Here is a 24,264-nt window from a genome sequence, read left to right on the forward strand (position 1 = left end):
TGCCCCCAGCTGCGGGCAGTCGTGCCGCAGGGCGGCACGCAACAGCCGCGGCCCCCCAAAGGGAACCGCGGCCATCACCACCGTACGAACAATCAGAGAACCTAACCCTGCTTCAGCGCCGCCAGCGCCCGCACGGTCACTTCGTCCACCGCGCCCGTCGCCGAAATCGTCACCACAAGCCCCTGAGCCTTGTAGTAGTCGATGATCGGCTCGGTCTGCGTGTGGTAGACCTCAAGCCGCTTGCGGACCGTCTCCTCGGAGTCGTCGTCCCGCTGGTACAGCTCACCGCCGCAGACATCGCAGACGCCCTCGACGGCCGGCTTCTTGTACGTCACATGGAACACATGCGAGGAGTCGTTGCGGCAGATCCGCCGGCCGGCGATCCGCTTGACGACCTCCTCCTCCGGCGCCTCAAGATCCAGCACCGCGTCCAGCTTGATGCTCTCGGTCGTCAGCAGCTCGTCCAGCGCCTCGGCCTGCGAGACATTGCGGGGAAAGCCGTCGAGCAGGAAGCCGTTCTCGGCGTCCGGCTGCTCCATGCGGTCCTTGGCCATCGCGATGGTCACCTCGTCGGGGACGAGATTCCCGGCGTCCATGTAAGACTTCGCGAGCTTACCCAGCTCGGTCTGCTTGCTGATGTTGGCGCGGAACAGGTCACCGGTGGAGATGTGCGGTACTCGCAGCGTCTCGGCAAGGCGCGTGGCCTGGGTGCCCTTGCCCGCACCCGGCGGCCCCACGAGGACGATTCGCATCAGCGGAGGAACCCTTCGTAATTGCGCTGCTGGAGCTGGCTCTCGATCTGCTTCACCGTCTCCAGGCCGACACCCACGATGATCAGGATGCTGGTCCCGCCGAAGGGGAAGTTCTGGTTTGCCCCGAAACCAGCCAACGCCATTGTCGGCACGAGAGCGATCAGGCCCAGATACAGCGAGCCCGGCCAGGTGATCCGGTTGAGTACGTAGCTCAGGTACTCAGCGGTCGGTCGGCCAGCCCGGATGCCCGGGATGAAGCCACCATACTTCTTCATGTTGTCCGCTACTTCTTCGGGGTTGAACGTGATGGCCACGTAGAAGAAGGCGAAGAACACGATCAGCAGGAAGTACAGAGTGATGTAGTACGGGTGGTCACCCTGGACGAGGTGCCCTTCGATCCAGGTCTTCCAGCCGGACGTACCGCTGGAGAACTGCGCGATCAAGGCCGGGATGTAGAGCAGCGACGAGGCGAAGATGACCGGAATCACACCGGCCTGGTTCACCTTGAGCGGGATGTACGTAGACGTACCACCGTAGGAGCGGCGGCCGATCATGCGCTTGGCGTACTGCACCGGGATACGGCGCTGGGCCTGCTCGACGAAGACCACCAGGCCGACCATGAAGAGGCCGACGAGGATGACCGTGCCGAACTCGATCCAGCCGTCGGCCAGCGAGCCCTGCTGCTTGATGGCCCACAGCGCGGACGGGAAGGTGGCGGCGATCGAGATGAACATCAGGATCGACATGCCGTTGCCGATGCCGCGGTCGGTGATCAGCTCACCGAGCCACATGACGACGGCCGTACCGGCGGTCATGGTGATGACCATGGTGATGGTCACGAAGATGGACTGGTCGGGCACGATCTGACCGGCCACGGAGCAGCCGCTGAACAGCGCGCCGGAGCGGGCGGTGGCGACCAGGCCGGTGCCCTGGAGCACGGCGAGCGCGACGGTCAGATAGCGGGTGTACTGCGTGATCTTCGCCGTTCCGGCCTGGCCCTCCTTCTTCAGGGCCTCCAGGCGGGGGATCACCACCGTCAGGAGCTGGAGGATGATGCTCGCCGTGATGTACGGCATGATGCCGAGCGCGAAGATCGTGATCTGGAGCAGCGCGCCACCGCTGAACATGTTCACCAGTCCGAAGAGACCCTGGTTGGCGCTGGCCTGGTCCAGACAGGTCTGCACGTTGCGATAGTCGACACCCGGGATCGGGATATGCGTACCGATCCGGTAGATCACGATGATGCCGAGCGTGAACAGCAGCTTCTTGCGCAGGTCGGGCGTCTTAAACGCTCGGGCGAACGCGGTGAGCACGGTGCCTCCTGCGACCCCCGCGCGTCTGCGTCAAGGGTGACGGTTTTGAGAGTCCAGTACGACTACGACTGATGAAACGACTTGTGCAACAACTTCAACAACTTGTGGAACAGCGTGTGGTGCGGCTTGCGGAACGACTTGTGTAACGGCCGACCGCCGCGCAAGGTGCCCCTCGGGGAGGCGACACCCCGCGAAAGTGGGCAGCGTAGGTCACCTTACCGGCGACACCACCGCCCTTGGAACGACCAACCGGGGATACCCCATTTGTGGGGTATCCCCGGTCGGGATCGCTCAAGTCATCGAGACGCCTGAGGTGTTCAGACGAGCTCGGTGACGGTACCGCCGGCGGCGGTGATCTTCTCCTTGGCGGAGCCGGAGACGGCGTCCACCGTCACCTGCAGCGCCACGGAGATCTCGCCCTGGCCGAGGACCTTGACGAGGCTGTTCTTGCGAACGGCACCCTTGGTCACCAGACCCTCGACCGTGACCTCGCCACCCTCGGGGTAGAGCGCGGCCAGCTTGTCGAGGTTCACGACCTGGTACTCGGTCCTGAACGGGTTCTTGAAGCCCTTCAGCTTCGGGAGGCGCATGTGGAGCGGCATCTGGCCGCCCTCGAAGCGCTCCGGAACCTGGTAGCGGGCCTTGGTGCCCTTGGTACCACGACCGGCCGTCTTGCCCTTGGACGCCTCACCACGACCGACACGGGTCTTGGCGGTCTTGGCACCGGGGGCGGGACGGAGGTTGTGGATCTTCAGCGGGTTCTGCTCCGCCATGATCAGTCGACCTCCTCGACCGTCACGAGGTGGCGGACATGGCGCACCATGCCGCGGAACTCGGGGCGGTCCTCCTTGACGACCTGCGTGTTGATCCCCTTGAGACCGAGGGAACGCAGGGTGTCACGGTGGTTCTGCTTGCTGCCGATGTAGGACTTGACCTGCGTGATCTTGAGCTGCGCCATGATCACACACCCGCCCCGGCACGTGCGCGCAGCAGAGCCGCGGGGGCCACGTCCTCCAGGGGCAGACCGCGGCGGGCCGCGATCTCCTCGGGACGCTGGAGGCCCTTGAGGGCCGCCACGGTGGCGTGCACGATGTTGATCGCGTTGTCGGAGCCGAGCGACTTCGACAGCACGTCGTGGATACCGGCGCACTCCAGCACGGCACGCACCGGACCACCGGCGATCACGCCGGTACCCGGGGACGCCGGCTTGAGCAGCACGACTCCGGCAGCCTTCTCACCCTGGATGGGGTGCGGGATGGTGCCCTGGATCCGGGGGACCTTGAAGAAGTGCTTCTTGGCCTCCTCCACACCCTTGGCGATGGCGGCCGGCACCTCCTTGGCCTTGCCGTAACCGACACCCACGGTGCCGTCACCGTCACCCACCACGACAAGCGCGGTGAAGCTGAAGCGACGACCACCCTTCACAACCTTGGCGACGCGGTTGATCGCGACAACGCGCTCAACGTACGCGGTCTTCTCGGCGGCAGCAGCGCCGCCGTCACGGCCCTTCCGGTCCCGCCGCTCGCCGCCACCGGCACCGCTTCCGCGGCGCTGGGGTCCAGCCATTGGATTACCTCTCTCTTTCCGCTAGCTACAAGCGGCTCAGAACTTGAGCCCGGCCTCGCGGGCGGCGTCCGCCAGGGCGGCGATGCGCCCGGCGTACTGGTTACCACCACGGTCGAACACCACGGCCTCGACACCGGCGGCCTTGGCGCGCTCGGCGACCAGGGCCCCGACCTGCTTGGCCTGGGCCGACTTGTCGCCCTCGCCGCCGCGGATCGAGGTGTCCAGCGTGGACGCCGAAGCCACGGTGTGGCCCTTCAGGTCGTCGATCACCTGCGCCACGATGTGGCGGTTGGAACGGGTAACGACCAGACGGGGACGCTCCGCCGTACCGTTGATCCGCTTGCGGATCCGGATGTGACGGCGCTTGATCGCGGCGCGCTTGTAGGCGTCGCCCTTGAGGATCTTCTGCCCGTATGCCATGGCTTACTTACCCGCCTTTCCGACCTTGCGGCGGATGACTTCGCCCTCGTACTTGACGCCCTTGGCCTTGTACGGGTCGGGCTTGCGCAGCTTGCGGATGTTGGCCGCGACCTCGCCGACCTTCTGCTTGTCGATGCCCTCGACCGAGAACCGGGTGGGGGCCTCGACCTTGAAGGAGATGCCCTCGGGGGCCTCGACCACGATCGGGTGGCTGTAACCGAGCGCGAACTCCAGGTTGGAGCCCTTGGCGGTCACGCGGTAACCGACACCGCTGATTTCGAGCTTCTTCACGTAACCCTGGGTCACGCCGGTGATCATGTTCGCCACCAGCGTGCGGGACAGGCCGTGCAGGGCCTTGTTCTGACGCTCGTCGTTCGGGCGGGTGACGCTCAGTACGCCGTCCTCACCCTTGGCGACATCGATCGGCGCGGCGACGGTGTGGGTCAGCTCGCCCTTGGGGCCCTTGACCTTGACCGTACGGCCGTCGATGGTGACGTCCACGCCGGCGGGAACCGCGATGGGGAGCTTGCCGATGCGCGACATAGCTGTTTCCTCCGTTCCCTTCCGCTACCAGACGTAGGCGAGGACTTCCCCACCCACGCCCTTCTTGCCGGCCTGCTTGTCGGTGAGGAGCCCGTGCGACGTGGAGATGATCGCCACGCCCAGGCCGCCCAGCACCTTCGGCAGGTTGGTGGACTTCGCGTACACCCGGAGACCGGGCTTGGAGATCCGCTTGATGCCCGCGATGGAGCGCTCACGGTTGGGGCCGAACTTCAGCTCCAGGACGAGGTTCTTGCCGACCTCGGCGTCCTCGACCTTCCAGCCCGTGATGAAGCCCTCCTGCTGGAGGATCTCTGCGATGTGAGACTTGATCTTGGAGTGCGGCATCGACACCGAGTCGTGGTACGCCGAGTTCGCATTCCGCAGACGCGTCAGCATGTCTGCGATCGGATCAGTCATGGTCATGAAGTGGCCTTCGGCCTCTCTCGCCGGGGTTTCCTGGTGCGCCATCCCTCTCCCCGATCCGGGACGGGACGGGTGCGGCGCGGTGGACCTACGGCGTAGTAAGTCTGACGGGCGCGACAGGCGCCCAACCCCACAAGCCTAAGCCATGTGGAGCGGGCCCCTGTCCACCCATTGCTTACCGAGAGCCCTGGGAGTCCGGGATTACCGGGACTACCAGGAGCTCTTGGTCACGCCCGGCAGCTCGCCACGGTGAGCCATCTCACGAAGGCACACGCGGCACAGGCCGAACTTGCGGTAGACGGAGTGGGGGCGGCCACAGCGCTGGCAGCGGGTGTAGCCACGCACCCCGAACTTGGGCTTGCGAGCAGCCTTAGCGATCAGAGCCTTCTTCGCCATCTCGCTCACGCCTCCTTGAAGGGGAAGCCGAGGTGACGAAGGAGCGCGCGGCCCTCAGCGTCGTTGGTCGCCGTGGTGACCACGGTGATGTCCATACCCCGGACGCGGTCGATCTTGTCCTGGTCGATCTCGTGGAACATGACCTGCTCGGTGAGACCGAAGGTGTAGTTGCCACGGCCGTCGAACTGCTTGGGGGACAGACCGCGGAAGTCGCGGATGCGCGGCAGCGCGAGCGACAGGGTGCGGTCCAGGAACTCCCACATGCGGTCGCCACGGAGCGTGACATGGGCACCGATCGGCTGACCCTCACGCAGCTTGAACTGCGCGATGGACTTGCGGGCCTTGGTGACGGCCGGCTTCTGACCGGTGATCGTGGTGAGGTCCTTGATGGCCCCCTCGATCAGCTTCGAGTCACGGGCGGCGTCGCCGACACCCATGTTGACCACGATCTTGACGAGGCCGGGAACCTGCATGACGTTCTCGTACTTGAACTCGTCACGCAGCTTGCCCGCGATCTCCTCGCGGTACTTCGTCTTCAGACGCGGAGTGGTGGTGGTAGCCATCAGATGTCCTCACCCGTCCGCTTGGCAACGCGGATCTTGTTGCCCTCGTCGTCGAAGCGGTAACCGACGCGGGTCACGACCTTCTTGCCGTCCTTCTCCACGACCAGCTGGACGTTGGAGACATGGATCGGGGCCTCGGTCGTCACGATGCCGCCGGCCTGGGACCCACGAGCCGTGGGACCGGCCTTGGTGTGCTTCTTGACCCGGTTGACACCCTCGACCAGGACACGCTCGTCGCGCGGGTAAGAGGCGATGACCTTGCCCTGCTTGCCCTTGTCCTTGCCGGTGATGACCTGGACCAGGTCGCCCTTCTTGATCTTCATGCTTACAGCACCTCCGGAGCCAGCGAGATGATCTTCATGAACTTCTTCTCGCGCAGCTCGCGCCCGACCGGGCCGAAGATGCGGGTACCACGAGGGTCGCCGTCGTTCTTCAGAATGACAGCGGCGTTCTCGTCGAAGCGGATGTACGAGCCGTCCGGACGGCGGCGCTCCTTGACGGTGCGAACGATGACCGCCTTGATGACGTCACCCTTCTTCACGTTGCCACCGGGGATCGCGTCCTTGACGGTGGCGACGATGACGTCACCGATGCCCGCGTAGCGGCGACCGGAGCCACCGAGGACACGGATGCAAAGGATCTCCTTCGCGCCCGTGTTGTCGGCGACGCGCAGTCGCGACTCCTGCTGGATCACGTCTATCTCCTGTTTGTCTGCCGGTTCCCCGGGGGCCGCTCGGTGAGCGGCCCCCGGAGCCTGGCGGAACTGGCCTGCGGGGAATCCCCCGCAGGAGGTTTACTTGGCCTTTTCGAGAATCTCGACGACGCGCCAGCGCTTGGTCGCCGACAGCGGGCGGGTCTCCATCAGGAGGACCCGGTCGCCGACGCCCGCGGCGTTCTGCTCGTCGTGCGCCTTGAGCTTGTTCGTACGGCGGATGACCTTGCCGTACAGCGCGTGCTTCACACGGTCCTCGACGGCGACGACGACGGTCTTGTCCATCTTGTCGCTGACGACGAGACCCTCACGGGTCTTGCGGAAGCCACGCGCCTGGGGGGCGCTGTTCTCAGTCACATTGTTCTCGCTCATCAGGCGCTCTCCACCGTTTCGATGCCCAGCTCACGCTCGCGCATCAGGGTGTAGATCCGCGCGATGTCCTTGCGGACCGCCTTCAGACGGCCATGGTTCTCAAGCTGCCCCGTCGCCGCCTGGAAGCGGAGGTTGAACAGCTCTTCCTTGGCCTCGCGGAGCTTCGCCAGAAGCTCCTCGTTGCCCAGCTCGCGCAGCTCGGACGCCTTGGTACCGACCGACATCACGCTTCACCTGCCTCGCGCTTGACGATCCGGCACTTCATCGGCAGCTTGTGGGCCGCACGGGTCAGCGCCTCACGGGCGATCTTCTCGTTGGGGTACGACAGCTCGAACATCACTCGTCCGGGCTTGACGTTGGCGATCCACCACTCGGGGGAACCCTTACCGGAACCCATGCGGGTCTCGGCCGGCTTCTTGGTGAGCGGACGGTCCGGGTAGATGTTGATCCAGACCTTGCCGCCACGCTTGATGTGGCGGGTCATGGCGATACGAGCCGCTTCGATCTGGCGGTTCGTGACATACGCCGGGGTCAGCGCCTGGATGCCGTACTCGCCGAACGCGACCTGCGTACCGCCCTTGGCAGCGCCGGAGCGCTTGGGGTGGTGCTGCTTGCGGTGCTTGACCCTACGGGGGATCAGCATGTCGGTCAGGCCTCCGTTCCGCCGCTAGAAGAAGACGGCGCCTCGGCCGGAGCGGCTGCGGCGGGGGCGTCGGCCTTGGGGGCCTCGGCACCGCCGGCCTGCTGCGGCTTGCGACCGCGCCGCTCGCCGCCACCGCGGCCACCACGGGCCGGGCGGTCGTTGCCGCCGCCACGGGCCGGGCGGTTGCCCGCACGGGCGGCGGCGTTCTCGGCGCGGACCTCGGCGATGTTCTTGACGTCGCCCTTGTAGATCCAGACCTTCACACCGATACGGCCGAAGGTCGTCTTGGCCTCGAAGAAGCCGTAGTCCACGTTCGCGCGGAGCGTGTGCAGGGGCACGCGGCCCTCGCGGTAGAACTCCGAGCGGGACATCTCGGCGCCGCCGAGACGGCCACCGCACTGGATCTTGATGCCCTTGGCGCCCGCCTTCATCGCCGACTGCATGCTCTTGCGCATGGCACGGCGGAAGGAGACCCGGGAGGAGAGCTGCTCGGCGACGGCCTGGGCCACCAGCTGAGCGTCCGTCTCGGGGTTCTTGACCTCAAGGATGTTGAGCTGGACCTGCTTGCCGGTCAGCTTCTCCAGCTGGCCGCGGATCTTGTCGGCCTCCGCGCCGCGGCGGCCGATGACGATGCCCGGACGCGCGGTGTGGATGTCGACGCGGACGCGGTCACGGGTGCGCTCGATCTCCACCTTGGAGATACCGGCGCGCTCCATGCCGGACGTCAGCATCCGGCGGATGGCGACGTCCTCCTTGACGTAGTCCTTGTACAGCTTGTCGGCGTACCAGCGCGACTTGAAGTCGGTGGTGATACCGAGCCGGAACCCGTGCGGGTTTACCTTCTGGCCCATTACCGGGTTCCTTCCTTGCTGCTGACGACCACGGTGATGTGGCTGGTCCGCTTGCGGATCCGGTAGGCACGGCCCTGGGCGCGCGGTCGGAACCGCTTCAGGGTCGGACCCTCGTCGACATACGCCTCGGAGATGACGAGGCTGTCGGCGTCGGTGTGGTCGTAGTTGTGCGCGGCATTGGCGATGGCGCTGTCGAGCACCTTGCCGACCGGAACCGAGGCTGCCTGCGGAGCGAATCGCAGAACAGCCTGGGCCTCCGTGGCGTCCATGCCACGGATGAGGTCCACCACACGGCGGGCCTTCATGGGCGTGACGCGGATGTACCGCGCCTGGGCCCTGGCTTCCATGGTTGTCCCTTCAGAGTTACTTACGTGTCTGATGCGATCCGCGGCTAGCGGCGCTTCGACTTCCGGTCGTCCTTGACGTGGCCCCGGAAGGTACGGGTCGGCGAGAACTCGCCGAGCTTGTGACCGACCATCGACTCGGTGACGAACACCGGGATGTGGGTCTTGCCGTTGTGCACCGCGAGCGTGTGGCCGAGCATGGCCGGCACGATCATGGAGCGTCGGGACCAGGTCTTGATGACGTTCTTGGAACCGGCTTCGTTCTGGGCGTCCACCTTCTTGAGCAGGTGGTCGTCGACGAAGGGTCCCTTCTTCAAGCTACGAGGCATCTCAACCCGTCCTTAGCGCTTCTTGTTCGTCTTGCGGCGGCGGACGATGTACTTGTTCGACGCCTTCTTGGGCGAACGAGTACGGCCTTCCTTCTTGCCCCACGGGGACACGGGGTGGCGGCCACCGGACGTCCGGCCCTCACCACCACCGTGCGGGTGGTCGACCGGGTTCATGACCACACCACGGACGGTCGGGCGAACGCCCTTCCACCGCTTGCGGCCGGCCTTGCCCCAGTTGATGTTCGACTGCTCGGCGTTGCCGACCTCGCCGACGGTGGCGCGGCAGCGCACGTCGACCAGGCGGATCTCACCGGACGGCATACGAAGGTGGGCCATGGTGCCCTCCTTCGCCAGCAGCTGCACCGAGGCACCGGCGGAGCGGGCGAACTTGGCGCCGCCGCCCGGCCGCAGCTCGATGGCGTGCAGCGTGGTACCGACCGGGATGTTGCGCAGCGCGAGGTTGTTGCCCGGCTTGATGTCGGCGCCGGGGCCGTTCTCGACGCGGTCGCCCTGCACCAGGCCGCGCGGCGCGAGGATGTAGCGCTTCTCGCCGTCGGCGTAGTGCAGCAGCGCGATGCGCGCGGTGCGGTTGGGGTCGTACTCGATGTGCGCGACCTTCGCCGGCACGCCGTCCTTGTCGTGCCGACGGAAGTCGATCACACGGAAGGCGCGCTTGTGGCCACCGCCCTGGTGGCGGACGGTCACACGGCCGGAGTTGTTACGGCCACCCTTGCTGTGCAGGGGGCGAACCAGCGACTTCTCCGGCGTGGACCGCGTGACCTCGACGAAGTCGGCGACGCTGGCGCCACGACGGCCCGGCGTAGTCGGCTTGTACTTGCGGATTCCCATTTCTCAGTCCTCGTCCGATTCCGGACGATCCGGACCTCCGTCAGGAGGTCGGACCGCCGAAGATGTCGATACGGTCGCCCTCGGCGAGGGTCACGATCGCGCGCTTGGTCGCGGCGCGCTGGCCGAAGCCCGTACGGGTCCGCTTGCGCTTGCCGACGCGGTTGATCGTGTTGACCCCGGTGACCTTGACCTCGAAGACCGCCTCGACGGCCTGCTTGATCTGGGTCTTGTTGGAGCGCGGGTCGACGATGAACGTGTACTTGTTCTCGTCCAGGAGCGCGTAGCTCTTCTCGGAGACGACCGGCTTGAGCAGCACGTCACGGGGGTCCGTGTACGACTTGCTCAGCGGGGTCTCGACGGTGTTCTTGCCCTCGGCGGCGTGACGACGCGCCTTGGCGACGCGCGCGGCCTTGGCGGCCTTGGCCGCCTTGGAGGCGATGGAGGGGTGACGGGTGGCCATCAGACCTCAGTCCCTTCGGTGTCGTTGGCCTTGTTCGGGCCGGCGACGAAGGACTCCAGCGCGGCCTGGGTGAAGACCACGTCGTCCGAGACGATCACGTCGTACGTGTTCAGCTGGCCCGGCTCCAGGATGTGGACCTGGGGCAGGTTGCGGGCGGACAGCCACGCGGCCTCGTCGGCGCGCTCGACGACCAGGAGCAGGTTCTTGCGCTCCGAGATCTTGCCGAACAGGCCCTTGGCGGCCTTGGTGGAGGGGGTCTCGCCCTCGATCACGCCGGTGACGACGTGGATGCGGTTGGCGCGGGCCCGGTCGGTGAGGGCGTGCCGCAGGGCGGCGGCCTTCATCTTCTTCGGGGTGCGCTGCGAGTAGTCGCGGGGCTGCGGGCCGTGCACGACGCCACCGCCGGCGAACTGCGGGGCGCGGGTCGAACCCTGGCGGGCGCGGCCGGTGCCCTTCTGGCGGTACGGCTTCTTGCCGCCACCGCGGACTTCACCGCGGGTCTTGGTCTTGTGCGTGCCCTGGCGGGCAGCCGCGTTCTGCGCGACGACGACCTGGTGGATCAGCGGGATGCTGACCTTCTCCACGCCGAAGATCTCCGCGGGGAGTTCGACGCTACCGGTCTTCTCGCCGGCAGGCGAAAGGATGTCAACAGTGCTCATCGGTTACCTCAGGCCCCCTTGGCCGCGGTGCGGACCAGGACGAGGCCGCCGTTCGGACCGGGAACCGCGCCCTTGATGAGCAGCAGACCCTTCTCCGCGTCAACGGCGTGGACGGTCAGGTTCTGGGTGGTGACCCGCTCGTTGCCCATACGACCCGCCATGCGGAGGCCCTTGAACACACGGCCCGGGGTGGCACAGCCACCGATGGAGCCGGGGGAGCGGTGCTTGCGCTGCGTACCGTGTCCGGCGCCGAGACCACGGAAGTTGTGGCGCTTCATGACACCGGCGAAGCCCTTGCCCTTGCTCTTGCCGGTCACGTCGACCTTGACGCCGGCCTCGAAGACCTCGGCGGTGACTTCCTGGCCGAGGGTGTACTCGGCGGCGTCAGCGGTCCGGATCTCGACAAGGTGGCGACGAGGGGTGACGTCGGCCTTCGCGAAGTGGCCCTTGAGGGGCTTGTTCACCTTGCGCGGGTCGATCTCGCCGAAGGCGATCTGGACGGACTCGTAGCCGTCGACGTCGTTGGTACGCACCTGGGTGACGACATTGGGGCCGGCCTTGACGACGGTGACCGGAACAACACGGTTGTTCTCGTCCCACACCTGCGTCATGCCGAGCTTCTCGCCCAGGATGCCCTTGATCTGCTTAGCCATCTCTCAGATCACCGGCCCTCAGAGCTTGATCTCGATGTCGACACCGGCCGGGAGGTCGAGTCGCATCAGAGAGTCAACGGTCTTGGGGGTCGGGTCGAGGATGTCGATCAGGCGCTTGTGCGTGCGCATCTCGAAGTGCTCGCGCGAGTCCTTGTACTTGTGCGGCGACTTGATGACGCAGTACACGTTCTTCTCAGTGGGCAGCGGCACCGGGCCCGCGACCGACGCACCAGTGCGCGTCACCGTCTCGACGATCTTCTTCGCCGAGGAGTCGATGACCTCGTGGTCGTAGGCCTTGAGCCGAATGCGGATCTTCTGTCCCGCCATGGCTACTCAGTAGTCCTGTCTCTTCTTACGCTCTGGAACCCGTTGTTCCGTCGCCCTGCTCTCCGACCCACGCGGTCGGGCGTGTCGCAGTCCCGCTGACACGGATGCCCCTTGTTCGAACATCCCATCGGGGATTGCGCACGGCCCATCCGGAACCGCGAGCCGGGAACCGAACGGCCCACCGGGTGCCTGGCCGGTGCCGCACCCACGCTTCCCGGAAGATTCCCGTACGTCCAACCCACACGGGGTTGACGAGTACTGTGGGACTCGCTTCCGGTCCTCCCGGCGGGAGGCGCGCAGCATCAACGCTCGACCGAGCAACTCGGACAGTCTGCCATACGGCCCAGGGCCTGCGCCAATCGAGCCGGAGAGAATACCCCGAGGGTGACGCAGGTCAAACACGGGTCCCCATCCGGGGACGGCGAGGGCTGTGCGGGCCGGGACAGCCCCTGCCGTCCCGGCCGCCCCTCGCAGCCGCCGCCCCGACGCCGGGCGCCCGCTCACCGCCCCCCGCTGTCCCGGCCCGCGCAGCCCCGCCGCCGGGAGCCGCCGCCGGGTCCGCCCTTCCGGCCCGCAGAGCGGCCGAGGGTCTGGCGTCGCGGCCCGCGCGGACGCCGAGGGTCTGGAGTCCCGGCCCGCGCGGACGCCGAGGGGTCTGGCGTGCCAGCCCGCGCGGACGCCGTCGGCTTCCCGCGTCGGCCGACGTGGACGCCGCCAGGGCTCCGCCCAGGCCCGCGCCGGTCGCCATCGGGCCCGCGGAGCCGCCGAGGGGCTGGCGTCCCAACCCAGGCGGTCGCCCCCAGCCCTCCCGCCGCCGGCCGACGCGGACGCCGGCAGACCCCCACCCAGGCCCGCGCCGCCGCCATCGGGCCCGCGTCAGACCCTGCATCCCGTCCTGCGCACCGCCGCCAGACACTCCCGCCCCGACGCCGGGCGCCCGCGCTCACCGCCCCCGCTGTCCCGGCCCGCGCAGACCCCGCGCCCCGCTCCCGGAGCCGCCGCCGGGTCCGCCCTTCCGGCCCGCAGAGCGGCCGAGGGGTCCGGCACCTCAGTCGGCGCAGCCGCCACGGGCCCGGCGCCCCAGCCCGCGCAGCGGCCGAGGCATCTGGCACCCCAGTCGGCGCAGCCGCGTCCCAGCCCGCCCAGCCGCCGCGAGGCCCGGTGCACCAATCCCCGCAGCCGCCGTGGGGCCCGGAGCCCCAGCCCCCGCCACCACCGCAGCACCCGGCATCCCAGCCCCCCGCCGGCCGCCCGCCGACCGGCTACAGCCCCGACTACCGCTACCGCCACGGCCCGGACACGGCCCGGACACGCGCAAAGGGCCCGTACGACCGAAGTCGTACGGGCCCCTCGTTGCTCGCGCGGAGCTACCGGGTCAATCGCCCGTCAAGCAAGGGAACTTACTTGAGGATCTTGGTGACCTGGCCGGCGCCGACGGTCCGGCCACCCTCGCGGATGGCGAACTTCAGGCCCTCCTCCATGGCGATGGGCTGGATCAGCTCCACGCGCATGTCGGTGTTGTCGCCCGGCATGACCATCTCGGTGCCCTCGGGGAGGTGCACCACGCCGGTCACGTCCGTGGTACGGAAGTAGAACTGCGGGCGGTAGTTGTTGAAGAACGGGGTGTGACGACCACCCTCGTCCTTCGACAGGATGTAGGCCGTGGCCTCGAACTCGGTGTGCGGGGTGACCGAGCCCGGCTTGATGATGACCTGGCCGCGCTCGACGTCCTCGCGCTTGACACCACGGAGCAGCAGACCGACGTTCTCACCGGCCTGGCCCTCGTCGAGCAGCTTGCGGAACATCTCGATACCGGTGACCGTGGTGGTGGTCTTCTCGGTGTGGATGCCGATGATGTCGACGGTCTCGTTGACCTTCAGGACACCGCGCTCGATACGGCCGGTGACGACCGTACCGCGACCGGTGATCGTGAAGACGTCCTCGACGGGCATGAGGAACGGCTTGTCGACGTCGCGCTCCGGCTGCGGGATCGACTCGTCGACGGCCTTCATCAGCTCGAGGACGGACTCCACCCACTGCGCCTCGCCCTCGAGGGCCTTCAGCGCGGAGACCTTGACGACCGGCAGGTCGTCGCCCGGGAACTCGTACTCGGTGAGGAGCTCACGGACCTCGAGCTCGACGAGCTCCAGGATCTCCTCGTCGTCCACCATGTCGGCCTTGTTCAGGGCGACCACGATGTACGGCACGCCGACCTGGCGGGCCAGGAGCACGTGCTCCTTGGTCTGCGGCATCGGGCCGTCGGTGGCGGCCACGACCAGGATCGCGCCGTCCATCTGGGCGGCACCGGTGATCATGTTCTTGATGTAGTCCGCGTGACCCGGGCAGTCGACGTGGGCGTAGTGCCGCGTCTCCGTCTGGTACTCGACGTGCGCGATGGAGATGGTGATACCGCGCTGGCGCTCCTCGGGCGCCTTGTCGATGTTGTCGAATGCGGTGGCCTCGTTCAGGTCCGGGAACGCGTCGTGCAGCACCTTGGTAATGGCGGCCGTGAGGGTCGTCTTACCGTGGTCGATGTGACCGATGGTGCCGATGTTGACGTGCGGCTTAGTCCGCTCGAACTTCGCCTTCGCCACTGGGGTCCTCCTGTGGAGTGGTTCTGTACGCCTTACTTCATCGGCGCCAGGTGATCTTTGCTGTAAAGGCCCGGATCCCGGGGGCATTCCGACCGGGTTTACGGCGGAATGCCCCTGAGGTTCCGGAGTCAAGCCTACGGCGTGTGAACGCGGTGCGTTACTCGCCCTTGGCCTTCGCGATGATCTCCTCGGCGACGTTCCGCGGAACCTCGGCGTAGGAGTCGAACTGCATCGAGTAGCTCGCGCGACCCGATGTCTTGCTGCGGAGGTCGCCGACGTAGCCGAACATCTCCGAGAGAGGCACGAGGCCCTTCACGACGCGGGCACCGGCCCGCTCCTCCATGGCCTGGATCTGGCCACGGCGGGAGTTGATGTCGCCGATGACATCGCCCATGTAGTCCTCGGGCGTGGTGACCTCGACGGCCATCATCGGCTCCAGGAGCACGGGGGACGCCTTGCGCGCGGCCTCCTTGAACGCCTGGGAACCGGCGATCTTGAAGGCCAGCTCGGAGGAGTCGACCTCGTGGTAGGCGCCGTCGAGCAGCGTGATCCGGACACCGGTCATCTCGTAACCGGCGAGGATGCCGAACTGCATGGCCTCCTGCGCACCGGCGTCGACCGAAGGGATGTACTCCTTCGGGATACGGCCACCGGTGACCTTGTTCACGAACTCGTAGGACGTGTCGCCGCCCTCGATCGGCTCGATCGCGATGATCACGCGCGCGAACTGGCCGGTGCCACCCGTCTGCTTCTTGTGGGTGAACTCGACCTTCTCGACCGCCTTGCGGATGGTCTCGCGGTACGCGACCTGCGGCTTGCCGACATTGGCCTCGACCTTGAACTCCCGGCGCATCCGGTCGACCAGCACCTCAAGGTGCAGCTCGCCCATACCGCCGATGATGGTCTGGCCGGTCTCCTCGTCCGAGTGGACCTGGAAGGACGGGTCCTCCTCGGCCAGCCGCTGGATCGCGATGCCGAGCTTCTCCTGGTCGCCCTTCGACTTGGGCTCGATGGCGACCTGGATGACCGGCGCCGGGAAGTCCATGGACTCCAGGATGACCGGGTTCTTGTCGTCGGACAGCGTCTCACCGGTGGTGGTCTGCTTCAGGCCCATGACGGCGACGATGTCACCGGCACCCACCGACTCGATCTCCTCACGCTTGTTGGCGTGCATACGGTAGATCTTGCCGATGCGCTCCTTGCGGCCCTTGACGGAGTTCAGCACGGCGGTGCCGGACTCCAGGCGGCCGGAGTAGACCCGGACGAAGGTGAGCTTGCCGAGGTGCGGGTCGCTCATGATCTTGAACGCCAGGGCGGCCAGCGGCTCGTCGTCGGACGGCTTGCGCTTGACGACCTTCTCCGCGTCCTTGACGTCATGGCCCTCGATGGCCTCGACGTCCAGCGGGGACGGCAGGTAGCGCACGACCGCGTCGAGCAGCGGCTGGACACCCTTGTTCTTGAACGCGGTGCCGCAGAACACGGGGGTGACGGTGGTGCCGTCGCCCTTGCCGGAGGCGATGGTGATACGGCGGATCGCCGCGTACAGCTGCTCCACGGTGGGCTCCTCGCCCTCCAGGTACAGCTCCATCAGCTCTTCGTCGTTCTCGGCGACGGCTTCGAGCAGCTTGCCGCGCCACTCCTCGGCCGCCTCGGTGTGGGTGTCCGGGATGTCGACGGTGTCGTACATCTCGCCCTTGGTGGCCTCGGCGGACCAGACGAACGCCTTCATCGTCACCAGGTCTACGACGCCCTTGAAGTCCGCCTCGGCACCGATCGGCAGCTGCATGACCAGCGGCTGCGCGCCCAGACGGTCGGTGATCATGTCGACGCAGCGGTGGAACTCCGCACCCGTGCGGTCGAGCTTGTTGACGAAGCAGATCCGCGGCACGCCGTAGCGGTCCGCCTGACGCCACACCGTCTCGGACTGCGGCTCGACGCCGGCCACGCCGTCGAACACCGTCACGGCACCGTCGAGCACGCGCAGGGAGCGCTCCACCTCTACGGTGAAGTCGACGTGCCCGGGGGTGTCGATGATGTTGATGGTGTGGTCGACGTCTTCCAGCGGCCAGTGACAGGTGGTGGCGGCGGAGGTGATGGTGATACCACGCTCCTGCTCCTGCTCCATCCAGTCCATGGTCGCGGCGCCGTCGTGGACCTCACCGATCTTGTACGAGACGCCGGTGTAGAAGAGGATCCGCTCGGTGGTGGTCGTCTTGCCCGCGTCGATGTGGGCCATGATGCCGATGTTGCGCACCCTGGCCAGGTCAAGTGAAGTGGTAGCCATAGGGCTTCAGTCTTCTCTCGGTCTCGATGTGGACTGCGACTACCAGCGGTAGTGCGCGAAGGCCTTGTTGGACTCGGCCATCTTGTGCGTGTCCTCACGCTTCTTCACAGCGGCGCCCAGGCCGTTGGAGGCGTCGAGGAGTTCGTTGAGCAGACGCTCGGTCATGGTCTTCTCGCGACGGGCGCGGGAGTAACCGACCAGCCAGCGCAGCGCCAGGGTGTTGGCGCGGCCGGGCTTGACCTCGACCGGCACCTGGTAGGTGGCGCCACCGACACGGCGGGACTTGACCTCAAGGGTCGGCTTGATGTTCTCCAGCGCGCGCTTGAGCGTGATGACCGGGTCGTTGCTGGTCTTCTCGCGCAGGCCCTCCATGGCGCCGTACACGATGCGCTCGGCGGTGGAGCGCTTGCCGTTCAGCAGCACCTTGTTGATCAGCGACGTGACAAGAGGAGAACCGTAGACCGGGTCGATGATGACCGGGCGCTTCGGGGCGGGGCCCTTACGAGGCATTCTTACTTCTCCTTCTTGGCGCCGTAGCGGCTGCGGGCCTGCTTGCGGTTCTTGACACCCTGGGTGTCGAGGGAACCGCGGATGATCTTGTAGCGAACACCGGGCAGGTCCTTCACACGGCCGCCGCGCACGAGCACGATGGAGTGCTCCTGGAGGTTGTGTCCCTCACCCGGAATGTAAGCGGTGACCTCGATCCCGCTGGTCAGACGCACACGCGCGACCTTACGCAGGGCCGAGTTCGGCTTCTTCGGGGTGGTCGTGAACACACGCGTGCAGACGCCCCGGCGCTGGGGGGAACCATCCAGTGCGGGCGTCTTGTTCTTCTCGACCTTGTCCTGCCGGCCCTTGCGGACCAGCTGCTGGATCGTAGGCACTACTTCTCCGGTTTCTGTGTGCCGATGGGTACAGCTAACCTGGAACGTCGCCGACCCACGCGGTCGGGTGTGTCGAATCCCGCAGACTCCCGCCGGAAGGCGGAAAGGGCGCAGATCACGGTGGCCGCTCACAGCTCGCGTTGCGGTTTCAAGGCACGCACGAGAGCCAGGGCACACCCCAGGCACAAGGTCTGAGCGTACCTACCTCATTCGCTGCGGTCAAAACAACTGGGCCTCGCCCGTATGACCGTGCGGTGCATGTCAAGGCCATGCATCGCGGATGGCCTTCGATTCAACGCCGGACGAACTCTCGACGGGCGGCTCCGCCGGTCCCTCCGCCAGCCGCTCCGCCGGTCCCTCCGCCAGCCGCTCCGTCGGTCCCTCCGCGGGTCCCTCCGCCCGCCTGTCCGCCCTCCGGGCCTCCCCCAGGTCCTCCGTCCGGTCTGCCCTACTGTCCGCCCACCTCTCGCGCACCCTCTGCGGCAGGCCGGCCGCAGACCGACAGCGCGTCGGCCTCGCTGGGCGAGAGACGGCTGCTGGGACGTGGGCGGGGGGGGGAGGCCGGGGTTGCCTGGAAGCGGCTGCCGGGCCGGGGTGAGCGGGAGGGCGGCGCCCGGAGACGGCTGCCGGGCCGGGATCTGGCGGAGGCCGGGGTTGCCCGGATGCTGCTGCCGGGCCGGGGTGAACCGGAGCCGTCACCTGGAGACAGCCGCCGGACCGGGATCAGCCGGAGGCCACCACCCGGAGATGGCTGCCGAGCCGAGGCCAGCCGGAAGCCGCCGTCACCCGGAAGCTGCTGCCCGGACCGAGGCCAGTCGGAGGCCACCGTCGCCCGGATGCTGCTGCCGGACCAGGTCAGCCGGAAGCCGCCGCCCGGAAACGGGGCACAGGCCAAGGTCAGCCGGAGGCTGTCGCCGCCCGGAAGCTGCTGCCGGGCCAGGGTGAGCCGGAGCCGTCACCCGGAGACAGCTGCCCGGATCGAGGTCAGCCGGAGGCCGCCGCCGCGATCACCGCGAGCAGGAAGACCGCCCATCCGGCCACCGACAGCCACCCCAGCACCAGCCCGGTGATGGCGAAGCCCTCCCCGCCCTCCCCGGTTCGCTTCATCTCGGCCCGCGCCGAGTGTCCGAGGATCACCGCGGGCAGACCGGTGACCCCGAAGGTCATCGTCGTCAGCACCCCGAGCACCATGGAGCCCACCGCCTTGCCATTGGTGGGCGGCGCCGGAGCGGGCAGGAACGTCCGCGGCACCTGGTGCATCATCGGGGGCGGCATCATCGGCATCGGCTGCATGGCCTGCATCGGTACGGGCCCCTGGGGCAGATCGGCGACCAGCAGCGCCAGCTCCCCCACCGTGCGCGCCGCGTACGCCCGCGCGATCCGCTTCTCCAGCTCGTCCTGCTGGAGGCGCCCCTCACCGAAGCCGGCTCTGAGCACATCGACGGCCCGCTCCCGGTCGGCGTGGGAGGCCAGCATGGAGTGTCCTGTCTGGGCCTGCTGCCACGGCTGCGGCTGCCCGTACCACTGCGGCTGCCTCTGCCACGGTGTCGGATCGGACACAGCACACCTCCCCCAGCCGGAGAAACGCCTTCATCATCCTCCAACGCACGCGGATCGGCAGCGGTTCCCTCATCCGGACATCAATGACAAACCGTCGGGGTCAGGAACGCAGCGGGTGACGACGCAAAAGGGGTACGACTCCGGCCTCTCCGGCGACTCATGACAGTCCGTCACCGCCACCGCCCTACGGGAGGGTGCGCGACTGGGCCGGGACCTCAGGGTTTTCCGCACGGCGGCGTCCGCGAGCTGCGCATAATTGCGCTCGCGCGAGCAATCCACACCTCCCTCAGGGAAGCGAGGAGCGGGATGACCGGTCGTGATCTGGAGGCGTTCGCCGGGTGGATCGAGGAGCTGATGCGCCTGCGCGGCTATGACATCGACAGCCCGCGCGGCGGCGGCCGGTCACGGATCGCGGACGAGGCGGGCGTCCATCGCGCCGCTGTCACCCGGCTGTTGCAGCGCCGGAGCATGCCCGATCTGGAGACCACCCGGCGACTGGCCGGAGTGCTGGGCGTGCCGGTCACGGACATGCTGATCCGGTCGGGCCGGCTGACGGCGGAGGAACTGTCCGCCCCGTACGAGCACCCGTCCGGCGCGGGGTCCGGCCGCCCTCCGACGCCGGCGGAGGTCGCCGAACTGCTGGGCGTACCGGCGGACCGACGGGAGATGTTCGTACGGGTGGTGGAGCAGTTCCTGCCGGACGCGGCGCGGGCGGGCGGCTGACGGGTCGCGGCGCTCAGCCGCAGGGCTGATGTGTTGCGCTCGCGCACGCACGCTGCCGGGGAATCCGGCACCACACACACCGAAGGGCGGCCACCCCGCACACCACGGGATGACCGCCCTTCACTCACACCACCTGCCGACTACTGGTTGTACGGCCCGTAGTCGTAGTCCTCCAGCGGCACAGCCTGGCCCGACCCCGTCCCGAAGGGCGAGTAGTCGATGTCGTCGTAGCCGACAGCCGAGTACATCGCGGCCTTGGCCTCCTCGGTCGGCTCGACCCGGATGTTGCGGTAGCGGGACAGGCCCGTACCGGCCGGGATGAGCTTACCGATGATGACGTTCTCCTTGAGGCCGATGAGCGAGTCGGACTTGGCGTTGATCGCCGCGTCGGTGAGGACTCGCGTCGTCTCCTGGAAGGACGCCGCCGACAGCCAGGACTCGGTCGCCAGCGATGCCTTGGTGATACCCATCAGCTGCGGACGACCGGAGGCCGGGTGACCGCCCTCCTGGACCACTCGGCGGTTCTCGGTCTCGAACTTGGAGCGCTCGACCAGCTCACCGGGCAGCAGCTCGGCGTCGCCGGACTCGATGATCGTCACCCGGCGGAGCATCTGCCGGATGATGATCTCGATGTGCTTGTCGTGGATCGACACACCCTGCGAGTTGTAGACCTTCTGGACCTCGCCGACCAGGTGGACCTGCACGGCCCGCTGGCCGAGGATGCGCAGCACGTCGTGCGGGTTGGTGGCACCCGCGGTGAGCTTCTGGCCCACCTCGACGTGGTCGCCCTCGCCGACCTCCAGGCGCGCGCGCTTGGAGATCGGGAACGCCGTCTCGTCCGAGCCGTCGTCCGGGGTGATGACGATCTTCTTGGTCTTCTCGGTCTCCTCGATCCGCACGCGGCCGGCGGCCTCGGAGATCGGGGCGACACCCTTCGGGGTCCGCGCCTCGAACAGCTCGACGACACGCGGCAGACCCTGGGTGATGTCGTCACCGGCCACACCACCGGTGTGGAAGGTACGCATCGTCAGCTGGGTGCCGGGCTCACCGATGGACTGGGCGGCGATGATGCCGACCGCCTCACCGATGTCGACCAGCTTGCCGGTGGCCAGCGAGCGGCCGTAGCACATGGCGCAGGTGCCGACGGCGGACTCGCAAGTCAGCACCGAGCGGGTCTTGACCTCACCGACGCCGTGCAGGATCAGCTCGTCGATCAGGACGTCACCGAGGTCGGTACCGGCCGGGGCCAGCACCTTGCCGTCCACCACGATGTCCTCGGCGAGGGCACGGGCGTAGACGGACGTCTCGACGTTCTCCGCCTTGATCAGCGAGCCGTCGGACTGGCGCTCGGCGATCTCCAGACGCAGACCGCGGTCGGTGCCGCAGTCCTCCTCGCGGATGATCACGTCCTGCGAGACATCCACCAGACGACGGGTCAGGTAACCCGAGTCGGCGGTCCGCAGGGCGGTGTCGGCCAGACCCTTACGGGCACCGTGGGTGGAGATGAAGTACTCCAGCACCGACAGGCCCTCACGGAAGGACGCCTTGATGGGACGCGGGATCGTCTCGTTCTTGGCGTTGGACACCAGACCACGCATACCGGCGATCTGACGCATCTGCATCATGTTTCCGCGCGCGCCCGAGTGGACCATCATGAAGATCGGGTTGGTCTTCGGGAAGTTGGCGTTCATCGCCTCGGCGACCTCGTTGGTCGCCTTGTTCCAGATGGTGATGAGCTCCTGGGTGCGCTCGTCCTTGGTGATCAGACCGCGCTCGTACTGCTTCTGGACCTTCTCGTCCTGGAGCTCGTACCCGGCGACGATGTCCTTCTTCGCCTCGGGGACGACGACGTCCGAGATGGCGACGGTGACACCGGAGCGGGTGGCCCAGAAGAAGCCGGACGCCTTCAGGTTGTCGAGCGTCGCCGCCACGATGACCTTCGGGTAGCGCTCGGCCAGGTCGTTGACGATCTGGGAGAGCTGCTTCTTGCCGACCTCGTAGTCGACGAACGGGTAGTCCTCGGGCAGCAGCTCGTTGAAGAGCGCGCGGCCCAGCGTGGTCCTCAGGGTGAAGGTGTCACCCTGCTGCCACTCCGGCTCGCCCTCCTCGCGGACCGGCGGCTCCCAGCCCCGCGGCGGGATGGTGCCCACCGGGAAGCGGATGTCGACCGGCGCCTGGAGCGACAGCTCCCCGGCGTCGAACGCCATGATCGCCTCGGCGCTGGAGGAGAACACCCGGTCGACACCCTTGGCGTCGCGGCCCTCGGCGTCCGTGGTGAGGAAGTACAGACCGAGGACCATGTCCTGGGTCGGCATCGTCACCGGGCGGCCGTCGGCGGGCTTGAGGATGTTGTTCGAGGACAGCATCAGGATGCGGGCCTCGGCCTGCGCCTCCGCGGAGAGCGGCAGGTGGACGGCCATCTGGTCACCGTCGAAGTCCGCGTTGAACGCGGTGCAGACGAGCGGGTGGATCTGGATGGCCTTGCCCTCGACCAGCTGCGGCTCGAAGGCCTGGATGCCGAGGCGGTGCAGGGTGGGCGCGCGGTTCAGCAGGACCGGGTGCTCGGCGATGACCTCTTCGAGGACGTCGTAGACCACGGTCCGGCCGCGCTCGACCATGCGCTTGGCGCTCTTGATGTTCTGCGCGTGGTTCAGATCGACCAGGCGCTTCATCACGAACGGCTTGAACAGCTCCAGCGCCATCGCCTTCGGCAGACCGCACTGGTGCAGCTTGAGCTGCGGGCCGACGACGATCACGGAACGCGCGGAGTAGTCCACGCGCTTGCCGAGCAGGTTCTGCCGGAAGCGGCCCTGCTTGCCCTTGAGCATGTCGGACAGCGACTTCAGCGGGCGGTTGCCCGGCCCGGTGACCGGACGGCCGCGGCGGCCGTTGTCGAACAGCGCGTCGACGGCCTCCTGGAGCATCCGCTTCTCGTTGTTGACGATGATCTCGGGGGCGCCGAGGTCGAGAAGCCGCTTCAGGCGGTTGTTCCGGTTGATGACGCGGCGGTACAGGTCGTTGAGGTCGGAGGTCGCGAAGCGGCCACCGTCCAGCTGCACCATCGGACGCAGGTCCGGCGGGATGACCGGGACGCAGTCCAGGACCATGCCCTTGGGGCTGTTGCTGGTCTGGAGGAACGCGGAGACGACCTTCAGCCGCTTCAGGGCACGGGTCTTCTTCTGGCCCTTGCCGGTGCGGATGATCTCGCGGAGGCGCTCGGCCTCCTCGTTGAGGTCGAAGGACTCCAGGCGCTTCTGGAGCGCGGCGGCGCCCATCGAGCCGTCGAAGTAGGTGCCGAAGCGGTCGCGCAGCTCGCGGTAGAGCAGCTCGTCGCCCTCCAGGTCCTGGACCTTGAGGTTCTTGAAGCGGGACCAGACCTCGTCCAGACGGTCGATCTCGCGCTGCGCGCGGTCGCGCAGCTGCTTCATCTCGCGCTCGGCGCCCTCGCGCACCTTGCGGCGCACATCGGCCTTGGCGCCCTCGGCCTCCAGCTCGCCGAGGTCGGTCTCCAGCTTCTTGGCGCGGCCTTCGAGGTCGGCGTCGCGGCGCTGCTCGATCTGCTGGCGCTCGACGGAGACATGCGCCTCCAGCGAGGGCAGATCGCGGGTGCGGCGCTCCTCGTCGACGAACGTGATCATGTACGCCGCGAAGTAGATGACCTTCTCCAGGTCCTTCGGGGCGAGGTCGAGCAGGTAGCCGAGGCGCGACGGGACGCCCTTGAAGTACCAGATGTGGGTGACGGGGGCGGCCAGCTCGATGTGGCCCATCCGCTCACGGCGCACCTTGGCGCGGGTCACCTCGACGCCGCAGCGCTCACAGATGATGCCCTTGAAGCGGACGCGCTTGTACTTGCCGCAGTAGCACTCCCAGTCCCGGGTGGGGCCGAAGATCTTCTCGCAGAAGAGGCCGTCCTTCTCGGGCTTGAGGGTGCGGTAGTTGATGGTCTCCGGCTTCTTGACCTCGCCGTGGCTCCACTGACGGATGTCGTCAGCGGTGGCCAGACCGATCCGGAGCTCGTCGAAGAAGTTGACGTCGAGCACTATG

General features: G+C 67.5%; 30 protein-coding genes. 1 reads left to right on the top strand and 29 read right to left on the bottom strand.

The annotated features are described in order from the left end of the window. Positions 1 to 101: 101 nt before the first annotated feature. The 28 genes from ABZX40_RS23915 to ABZX40_RS24050 all read right to left on the bottom strand — a co-directional run bounded on the left by ABZX40_RS23915 (position 102) and on the right by ABZX40_RS24050 (position 19,413). The gene (locus ABZX40_RS23915; protein WP_355741610.1) at positions 102 to 752 is read right to left on the bottom strand and encodes an adenylate kinase; all 651 of its coding nucleotides are present in this window, start codon (positions 750 to 752) and stop codon (positions 102 to 104) included. Further along, positions 752 to 2,065 (bottom strand): preprotein translocase subunit SecY, encoded by a 1,314-nt coding sequence (gene secY, locus ABZX40_RS23920; protein WP_355741608.1) that lies wholly within the window; start codon positions 2,063 to 2,065, stop codon positions 752 to 754. Before secY ends, ABZX40_RS23915 begins: the two co-directional genes overlap by 1 nt. 317 nt (positions 2,066 to 2,382) lie before the next feature. After that, positions 2,383 to 2,838 (bottom strand): 50S ribosomal protein L15, encoded by a 456-nt coding sequence (gene rplO, locus ABZX40_RS23925; protein WP_355741606.1) that lies wholly within the window; start codon positions 2,836 to 2,838, stop codon positions 2,383 to 2,385. A gap of 2 nt (positions 2,839 to 2,840) precedes the next feature. After that, entirely contained in the window at positions 2,841 to 3,023 is a 183-nt protein-coding gene (gene rpmD / locus ABZX40_RS23930; RefSeq protein ID WP_129307387.1) for a 50S ribosomal protein L30, read from the bottom strand. Between the two features lie 2 nt (positions 3,024 to 3,025). Beyond that, positions 3,026 to 3,631 carry a 30S ribosomal protein S5 gene (gene rpsE, locus ABZX40_RS23935; protein ID WP_094054455.1) on the bottom strand — a complete coding sequence of 202 codons (606 nt, stop codon included), beginning with the start codon at positions 3,629 to 3,631 and terminating at the stop codon, positions 3,026 to 3,028. Between the two features lie 36 nt (positions 3,632 to 3,667). Beyond that, the gene (gene rplR, locus ABZX40_RS23940; RefSeq protein ID WP_355741603.1) at positions 3,668 to 4,051 is read right to left on the bottom strand and encodes a 50S ribosomal protein L18; all 384 of its coding nucleotides are present in this window, start codon (positions 4,049 to 4,051) and stop codon (positions 3,668 to 3,670) included. A 3-nt stretch (positions 4,052 to 4,054) separates the two neighbouring features. Beyond that, the gene (gene rplF, locus ABZX40_RS23945; protein WP_355741601.1) at positions 4,055 to 4,594 is read right to left on the bottom strand and encodes a 50S ribosomal protein L6; all 540 of its coding nucleotides are present in this window, start codon (positions 4,592 to 4,594) and stop codon (positions 4,055 to 4,057) included. A gap of 24 nt (positions 4,595 to 4,618) precedes the next feature. Next, positions 4,619 to 5,017, bottom strand: a complete 399-nt coding sequence (gene rpsH / locus ABZX40_RS23950; RefSeq protein ID WP_014674378.1) for a 30S ribosomal protein S8 — start codon at positions 5,015 to 5,017, stop codon at positions 4,619 to 4,621. A gap of 210 nt (positions 5,018 to 5,227) precedes the next feature. Further along, positions 5,228 to 5,413, bottom strand: a complete 186-nt coding sequence (locus ABZX40_RS23955; protein WP_003948630.1) for a type Z 30S ribosomal protein S14 — start codon at positions 5,411 to 5,413, stop codon at positions 5,228 to 5,230. A 5-nt stretch (positions 5,414 to 5,418) separates the two neighbouring features. After that, a complete protein-coding gene (gene rplE / locus ABZX40_RS23960) occupies positions 5,419 to 5,976 on the bottom strand; it encodes a 50S ribosomal protein L5 (protein ID WP_355741599.1) in 558 nt (185 codons plus the stop codon). Beyond that, entirely contained in the window at positions 5,976 to 6,299 is a 324-nt protein-coding gene (gene rplX, locus ABZX40_RS23965) for a 50S ribosomal protein L24 (protein WP_355741597.1), read from the bottom strand. Before rplX ends, rplE begins: the two co-directional genes overlap by 1 nt. Before the next feature lie 2 nt (positions 6,300 to 6,301). Then, complete coding sequence (gene rplN, locus ABZX40_RS23970; protein ID WP_003992364.1) at positions 6,302 to 6,670, bottom strand: 50S ribosomal protein L14; 369 nt, start codon at positions 6,668 to 6,670, stop codon at positions 6,302 to 6,304. A gap of 99 nt (positions 6,671 to 6,769) precedes the next feature. Next, on the bottom strand, positions 6,770 to 7,060 hold the full coding sequence (rpsQ, locus tag ABZX40_RS23975) for a 30S ribosomal protein S17 (RefSeq protein WP_355741595.1): 291 nt from the start codon (positions 7,058 to 7,060) through the stop codon (positions 6,770 to 6,772). Beyond that, positions 7,060 to 7,284, bottom strand: coding sequence for a 50S ribosomal protein L29 (gene rpmC, locus ABZX40_RS23980; protein WP_355741593.1), 225 nt, complete (start codon positions 7,282 to 7,284; stop codon positions 7,060 to 7,062). The genes rpsQ and rpmC overlap by 1 nt, the downstream gene beginning before the upstream one ends. Further along, positions 7,284 to 7,703 carry a 50S ribosomal protein L16 gene (rplP, locus tag ABZX40_RS23985; protein ID WP_009327094.1) on the bottom strand — a complete coding sequence of 140 codons (420 nt, stop codon included), beginning with the start codon at positions 7,701 to 7,703 and terminating at the stop codon, positions 7,284 to 7,286. The genes rpmC and rplP overlap by 1 nt, the downstream gene beginning before the upstream one ends. A gap of 5 nt (positions 7,704 to 7,708) precedes the next feature. Continuing rightward, on the bottom strand, positions 7,709 to 8,554 hold the full coding sequence (rpsC, locus tag ABZX40_RS23990) for a 30S ribosomal protein S3 (RefSeq protein ID WP_355741591.1): 846 nt from the start codon (positions 8,552 to 8,554) through the stop codon (positions 7,709 to 7,711). Next, complete coding sequence (gene rplV / locus ABZX40_RS23995; RefSeq protein ID WP_030619142.1) at positions 8,554 to 8,901, bottom strand: 50S ribosomal protein L22; 348 nt, start codon at positions 8,899 to 8,901, stop codon at positions 8,554 to 8,556. The genes rpsC and rplV overlap by 1 nt, the downstream gene beginning before the upstream one ends. Positions 8,902 to 8,945: 44 nt before the next feature. Then, complete coding sequence (gene rpsS, locus ABZX40_RS24000; protein WP_355741589.1) at positions 8,946 to 9,227, bottom strand: 30S ribosomal protein S19; 282 nt, start codon at positions 9,225 to 9,227, stop codon at positions 8,946 to 8,948. A 12-nt stretch (positions 9,228 to 9,239) separates the two neighbouring features. Next, entirely contained in the window at positions 9,240 to 10,076 is an 837-nt protein-coding gene (gene rplB / locus ABZX40_RS24005; RefSeq protein ID WP_355741587.1) for a 50S ribosomal protein L2, read from the bottom strand. Between the two features lie 40 nt (positions 10,077 to 10,116). Then, positions 10,117 to 10,536 carry a 50S ribosomal protein L23 gene (gene rplW, locus ABZX40_RS24010; protein WP_355741585.1) on the bottom strand — a complete coding sequence of 140 codons (420 nt, stop codon included), beginning with the start codon at positions 10,534 to 10,536 and terminating at the stop codon, positions 10,117 to 10,119. Beyond that, positions 10,536 to 11,195 carry a 50S ribosomal protein L4 gene (rplD, locus tag ABZX40_RS24015; RefSeq protein WP_355741583.1) on the bottom strand — a complete coding sequence of 220 codons (660 nt, stop codon included), beginning with the start codon at positions 11,193 to 11,195 and terminating at the stop codon, positions 10,536 to 10,538. The genes rplW and rplD overlap by 1 nt, the downstream gene beginning before the upstream one ends. 8 nt (positions 11,196 to 11,203) lie before the next feature. Further along, on the bottom strand, positions 11,204 to 11,848 hold the full coding sequence (gene rplC, locus ABZX40_RS24020; RefSeq protein WP_355741581.1) for a 50S ribosomal protein L3: 645 nt from the start codon (positions 11,846 to 11,848) through the stop codon (positions 11,204 to 11,206). An 18-nt stretch (positions 11,849 to 11,866) separates the two neighbouring features. Further along, positions 11,867 to 12,175 carry a 30S ribosomal protein S10 gene (gene rpsJ / locus ABZX40_RS24025; RefSeq protein WP_003948644.1) on the bottom strand — a complete coding sequence of 103 codons (309 nt, stop codon included), beginning with the start codon at positions 12,173 to 12,175 and terminating at the stop codon, positions 11,867 to 11,869. Positions 12,176 to 13,575: 1,400 nt separating this feature from the next. After that, positions 13,576 to 14,769, bottom strand: coding sequence for an elongation factor Tu (gene tuf, locus ABZX40_RS24030; RefSeq protein WP_355741579.1), 1,194 nt, complete (start codon positions 14,767 to 14,769; stop codon positions 13,576 to 13,578). A 157-nt stretch (positions 14,770 to 14,926) separates the two neighbouring features. Beyond that, the gene (gene fusA / locus ABZX40_RS24035; RefSeq protein ID WP_355741577.1) at positions 14,927 to 17,053 is read right to left on the bottom strand and encodes an elongation factor G; all 2,127 of its coding nucleotides are present in this window, start codon (positions 17,051 to 17,053) and stop codon (positions 14,927 to 14,929) included. Between the two features lie 39 nt (positions 17,054 to 17,092). Beyond that, entirely contained in the window at positions 17,093 to 17,563 is a 471-nt protein-coding gene (gene rpsG / locus ABZX40_RS24040; protein WP_007384059.1) for a 30S ribosomal protein S7, read from the bottom strand. 2 nt (positions 17,564 to 17,565) lie between these two features. After that, positions 17,566 to 17,937 (bottom strand): 30S ribosomal protein S12, encoded by a 372-nt coding sequence (gene rpsL / locus ABZX40_RS24045; protein ID WP_007823146.1) that lies wholly within the window; start codon positions 17,935 to 17,937, stop codon positions 17,566 to 17,568. Positions 17,938 to 18,921: 984 nt separating this feature from the next. Then, the gene (locus tag ABZX40_RS24050; RefSeq protein ID WP_355741574.1) at positions 18,922 to 19,413 is read right to left on the bottom strand and encodes a DUF1707 and DUF4190 domain-containing protein; all 492 of its coding nucleotides are present in this window, start codon (positions 19,411 to 19,413) and stop codon (positions 18,922 to 18,924) included. A gap of 390 nt (positions 19,414 to 19,803) precedes the next feature. Between ABZX40_RS24050 and ABZX40_RS24055 the strand changes: the two genes are divergently transcribed. After that, positions 19,804 to 20,220, top strand: coding sequence for a helix-turn-helix transcriptional regulator (locus ABZX40_RS24055; RefSeq protein ID WP_355741572.1), 417 nt, complete (start codon positions 19,804 to 19,806; stop codon positions 20,218 to 20,220). Positions 20,221 to 20,360: 140 nt separating this feature from the next. On the opposite strand, the gene ABZX40_RS24060 is transcribed toward ABZX40_RS24055, so the two are convergent. Further along, a complete protein-coding gene (locus ABZX40_RS24060) occupies positions 20,361 to 24,260 on the bottom strand; it encodes a DNA-directed RNA polymerase subunit beta' (protein ID WP_355741570.1) in 3,900 nt (1,299 codons plus the stop codon). Positions 24,261 to 24,264: the final 4 nt, after the last annotated feature.

It is taken from the genome of Streptomyces sp. NPDC004610, from assembly GCF_040609715.1.
In the GTDB taxonomy this organism is placed as follows: Bacteria; Actinomycetota; Actinomycetes; order Streptomycetales; family Streptomycetaceae; genus Streptomyces.

Coding starts and splice junctions, on each gene's coding strand:
- ABZX40_RS23915 (WP_355741610.1), bottom strand. CDS start 752: ATGCGAATCGTCCTCGTGGGGCCGCCGGGTGCGGGCAAGGGCACCCAG.
- rplO (WP_355741606.1), bottom strand. CDS start 2,838: ATGGCGGAGCAGAACCCGCTGAAGATCCACAACCTCCGTCCCGCCCCC.
- rpmD (WP_129307387.1), bottom strand. CDS start 3,023: ATGGCGCAGCTCAAGATCACGCAGGTCAAGTCCTACATCGGCAGCAAG.
- rpsE (WP_094054455.1), bottom strand. CDS start 3,631: ATGGCTGGACCCCAGCGCCGCGGAAGCGGTGCCGGTGGCGGCGAGCGG.
- rplR (WP_355741603.1), bottom strand. CDS start 4,051: ATGGCATACGGGCAGAAGATCCTCAAGGGCGACGCCTACAAGCGCGCC.
- rplF (WP_355741601.1), bottom strand. CDS start 4,594: ATGTCGCGCATCGGCAAGCTCCCCATCGCGGTTCCCGCCGGCGTGGAC.
- rpsH (WP_014674378.1), bottom strand. CDS start 5,017: ATGACCATGACTGATCCGATCGCAGACATGCTGACGCGTCTGCGGAAT.
- ABZX40_RS23955 (WP_003948630.1), bottom strand. CDS start 5,413: ATGGCGAAGAAGGCTCTGATCGCTAAGGCTGCTCGCAAGCCCAAGTTC.
- rplE (WP_355741599.1), bottom strand. CDS start 5,976: ATGGCTACCACCACCACTCCGCGTCTGAAGACGAAGTACCGCGAGGAG.
- rplX (WP_355741597.1), bottom strand. CDS start 6,299: ATGAAGATCAAGAAGGGCGACCTGGTCCAGGTCATCACCGGCAAGGAC.
- rpsQ (WP_355741595.1), bottom strand. CDS start 7,060: ATGAGCGAGAACAATGTGACTGAGAACAGCGCCCCCCAGGCGCGTGGC.
- rpmC (WP_355741593.1), bottom strand. CDS start 7,284: ATGTCGGTCGGTACCAAGGCGTCCGAGCTGCGCGAGCTGGGCAACGAG.
- rplP (WP_009327094.1), bottom strand. CDS start 7,703: ATGCTGATCCCCCGTAGGGTCAAGCACCGCAAGCAGCACCACCCCAAG.
- rpsC (WP_355741591.1), bottom strand. CDS start 8,554: ATGGGCCAGAAGGTAAACCCGCACGGGTTCCGGCTCGGTATCACCACC.
- rplV (WP_030619142.1), bottom strand. CDS start 8,901: ATGGAAGCCAGGGCCCAGGCGCGGTACATCCGCGTCACGCCCATGAAG.
- rpsS (WP_355741589.1), bottom strand. CDS start 9,227: ATGCCTCGTAGCTTGAAGAAGGGACCCTTCGTCGACGACCACCTGCTC.
- rplB (WP_355741587.1), bottom strand. CDS start 10,076: ATGGGAATCCGCAAGTACAAGCCGACTACGCCGGGCCGTCGTGGCGCC.
- rplW (WP_355741585.1), bottom strand. CDS start 10,536: ATGGCCACCCGTCACCCCTCCATCGCCTCCAAGGCGGCCAAGGCCGCC.
- rplD (WP_355741583.1), bottom strand. CDS start 11,195: ATGAGCACTGTTGACATCCTTTCGCCTGCCGGCGAGAAGACCGGTAGC.
- rplC (WP_355741581.1), bottom strand. CDS start 11,848: ATGGCTAAGCAGATCAAGGGCATCCTGGGCGAGAAGCTCGGCATGACG.
- rpsJ (WP_003948644.1), bottom strand. CDS start 12,175: ATGGCGGGACAGAAGATCCGCATTCGGCTCAAGGCCTACGACCACGAG.
- fusA (WP_355741577.1), bottom strand. CDS start 17,053: ATGGCTACCACTTCACTTGACCTGGCCAGGGTGCGCAACATCGGCATC.
- rpsG (WP_007384059.1), bottom strand. CDS start 17,563: ATGCCTCGTAAGGGCCCCGCCCCGAAGCGCCCGGTCATCATCGACCCG.
- ABZX40_RS24050 (WP_355741574.1), bottom strand. CDS start 19,413: ATGCTGGCCTCCCACGCCGACCGGGAGCGGGCCGTCGATGTGCTCAGA.
- ABZX40_RS24055 (WP_355741572.1), top strand. CDS start 19,804: ATGACCGGTCGTGATCTGGAGGCGTTCGCCGGGTGGATCGAGGAGCTG.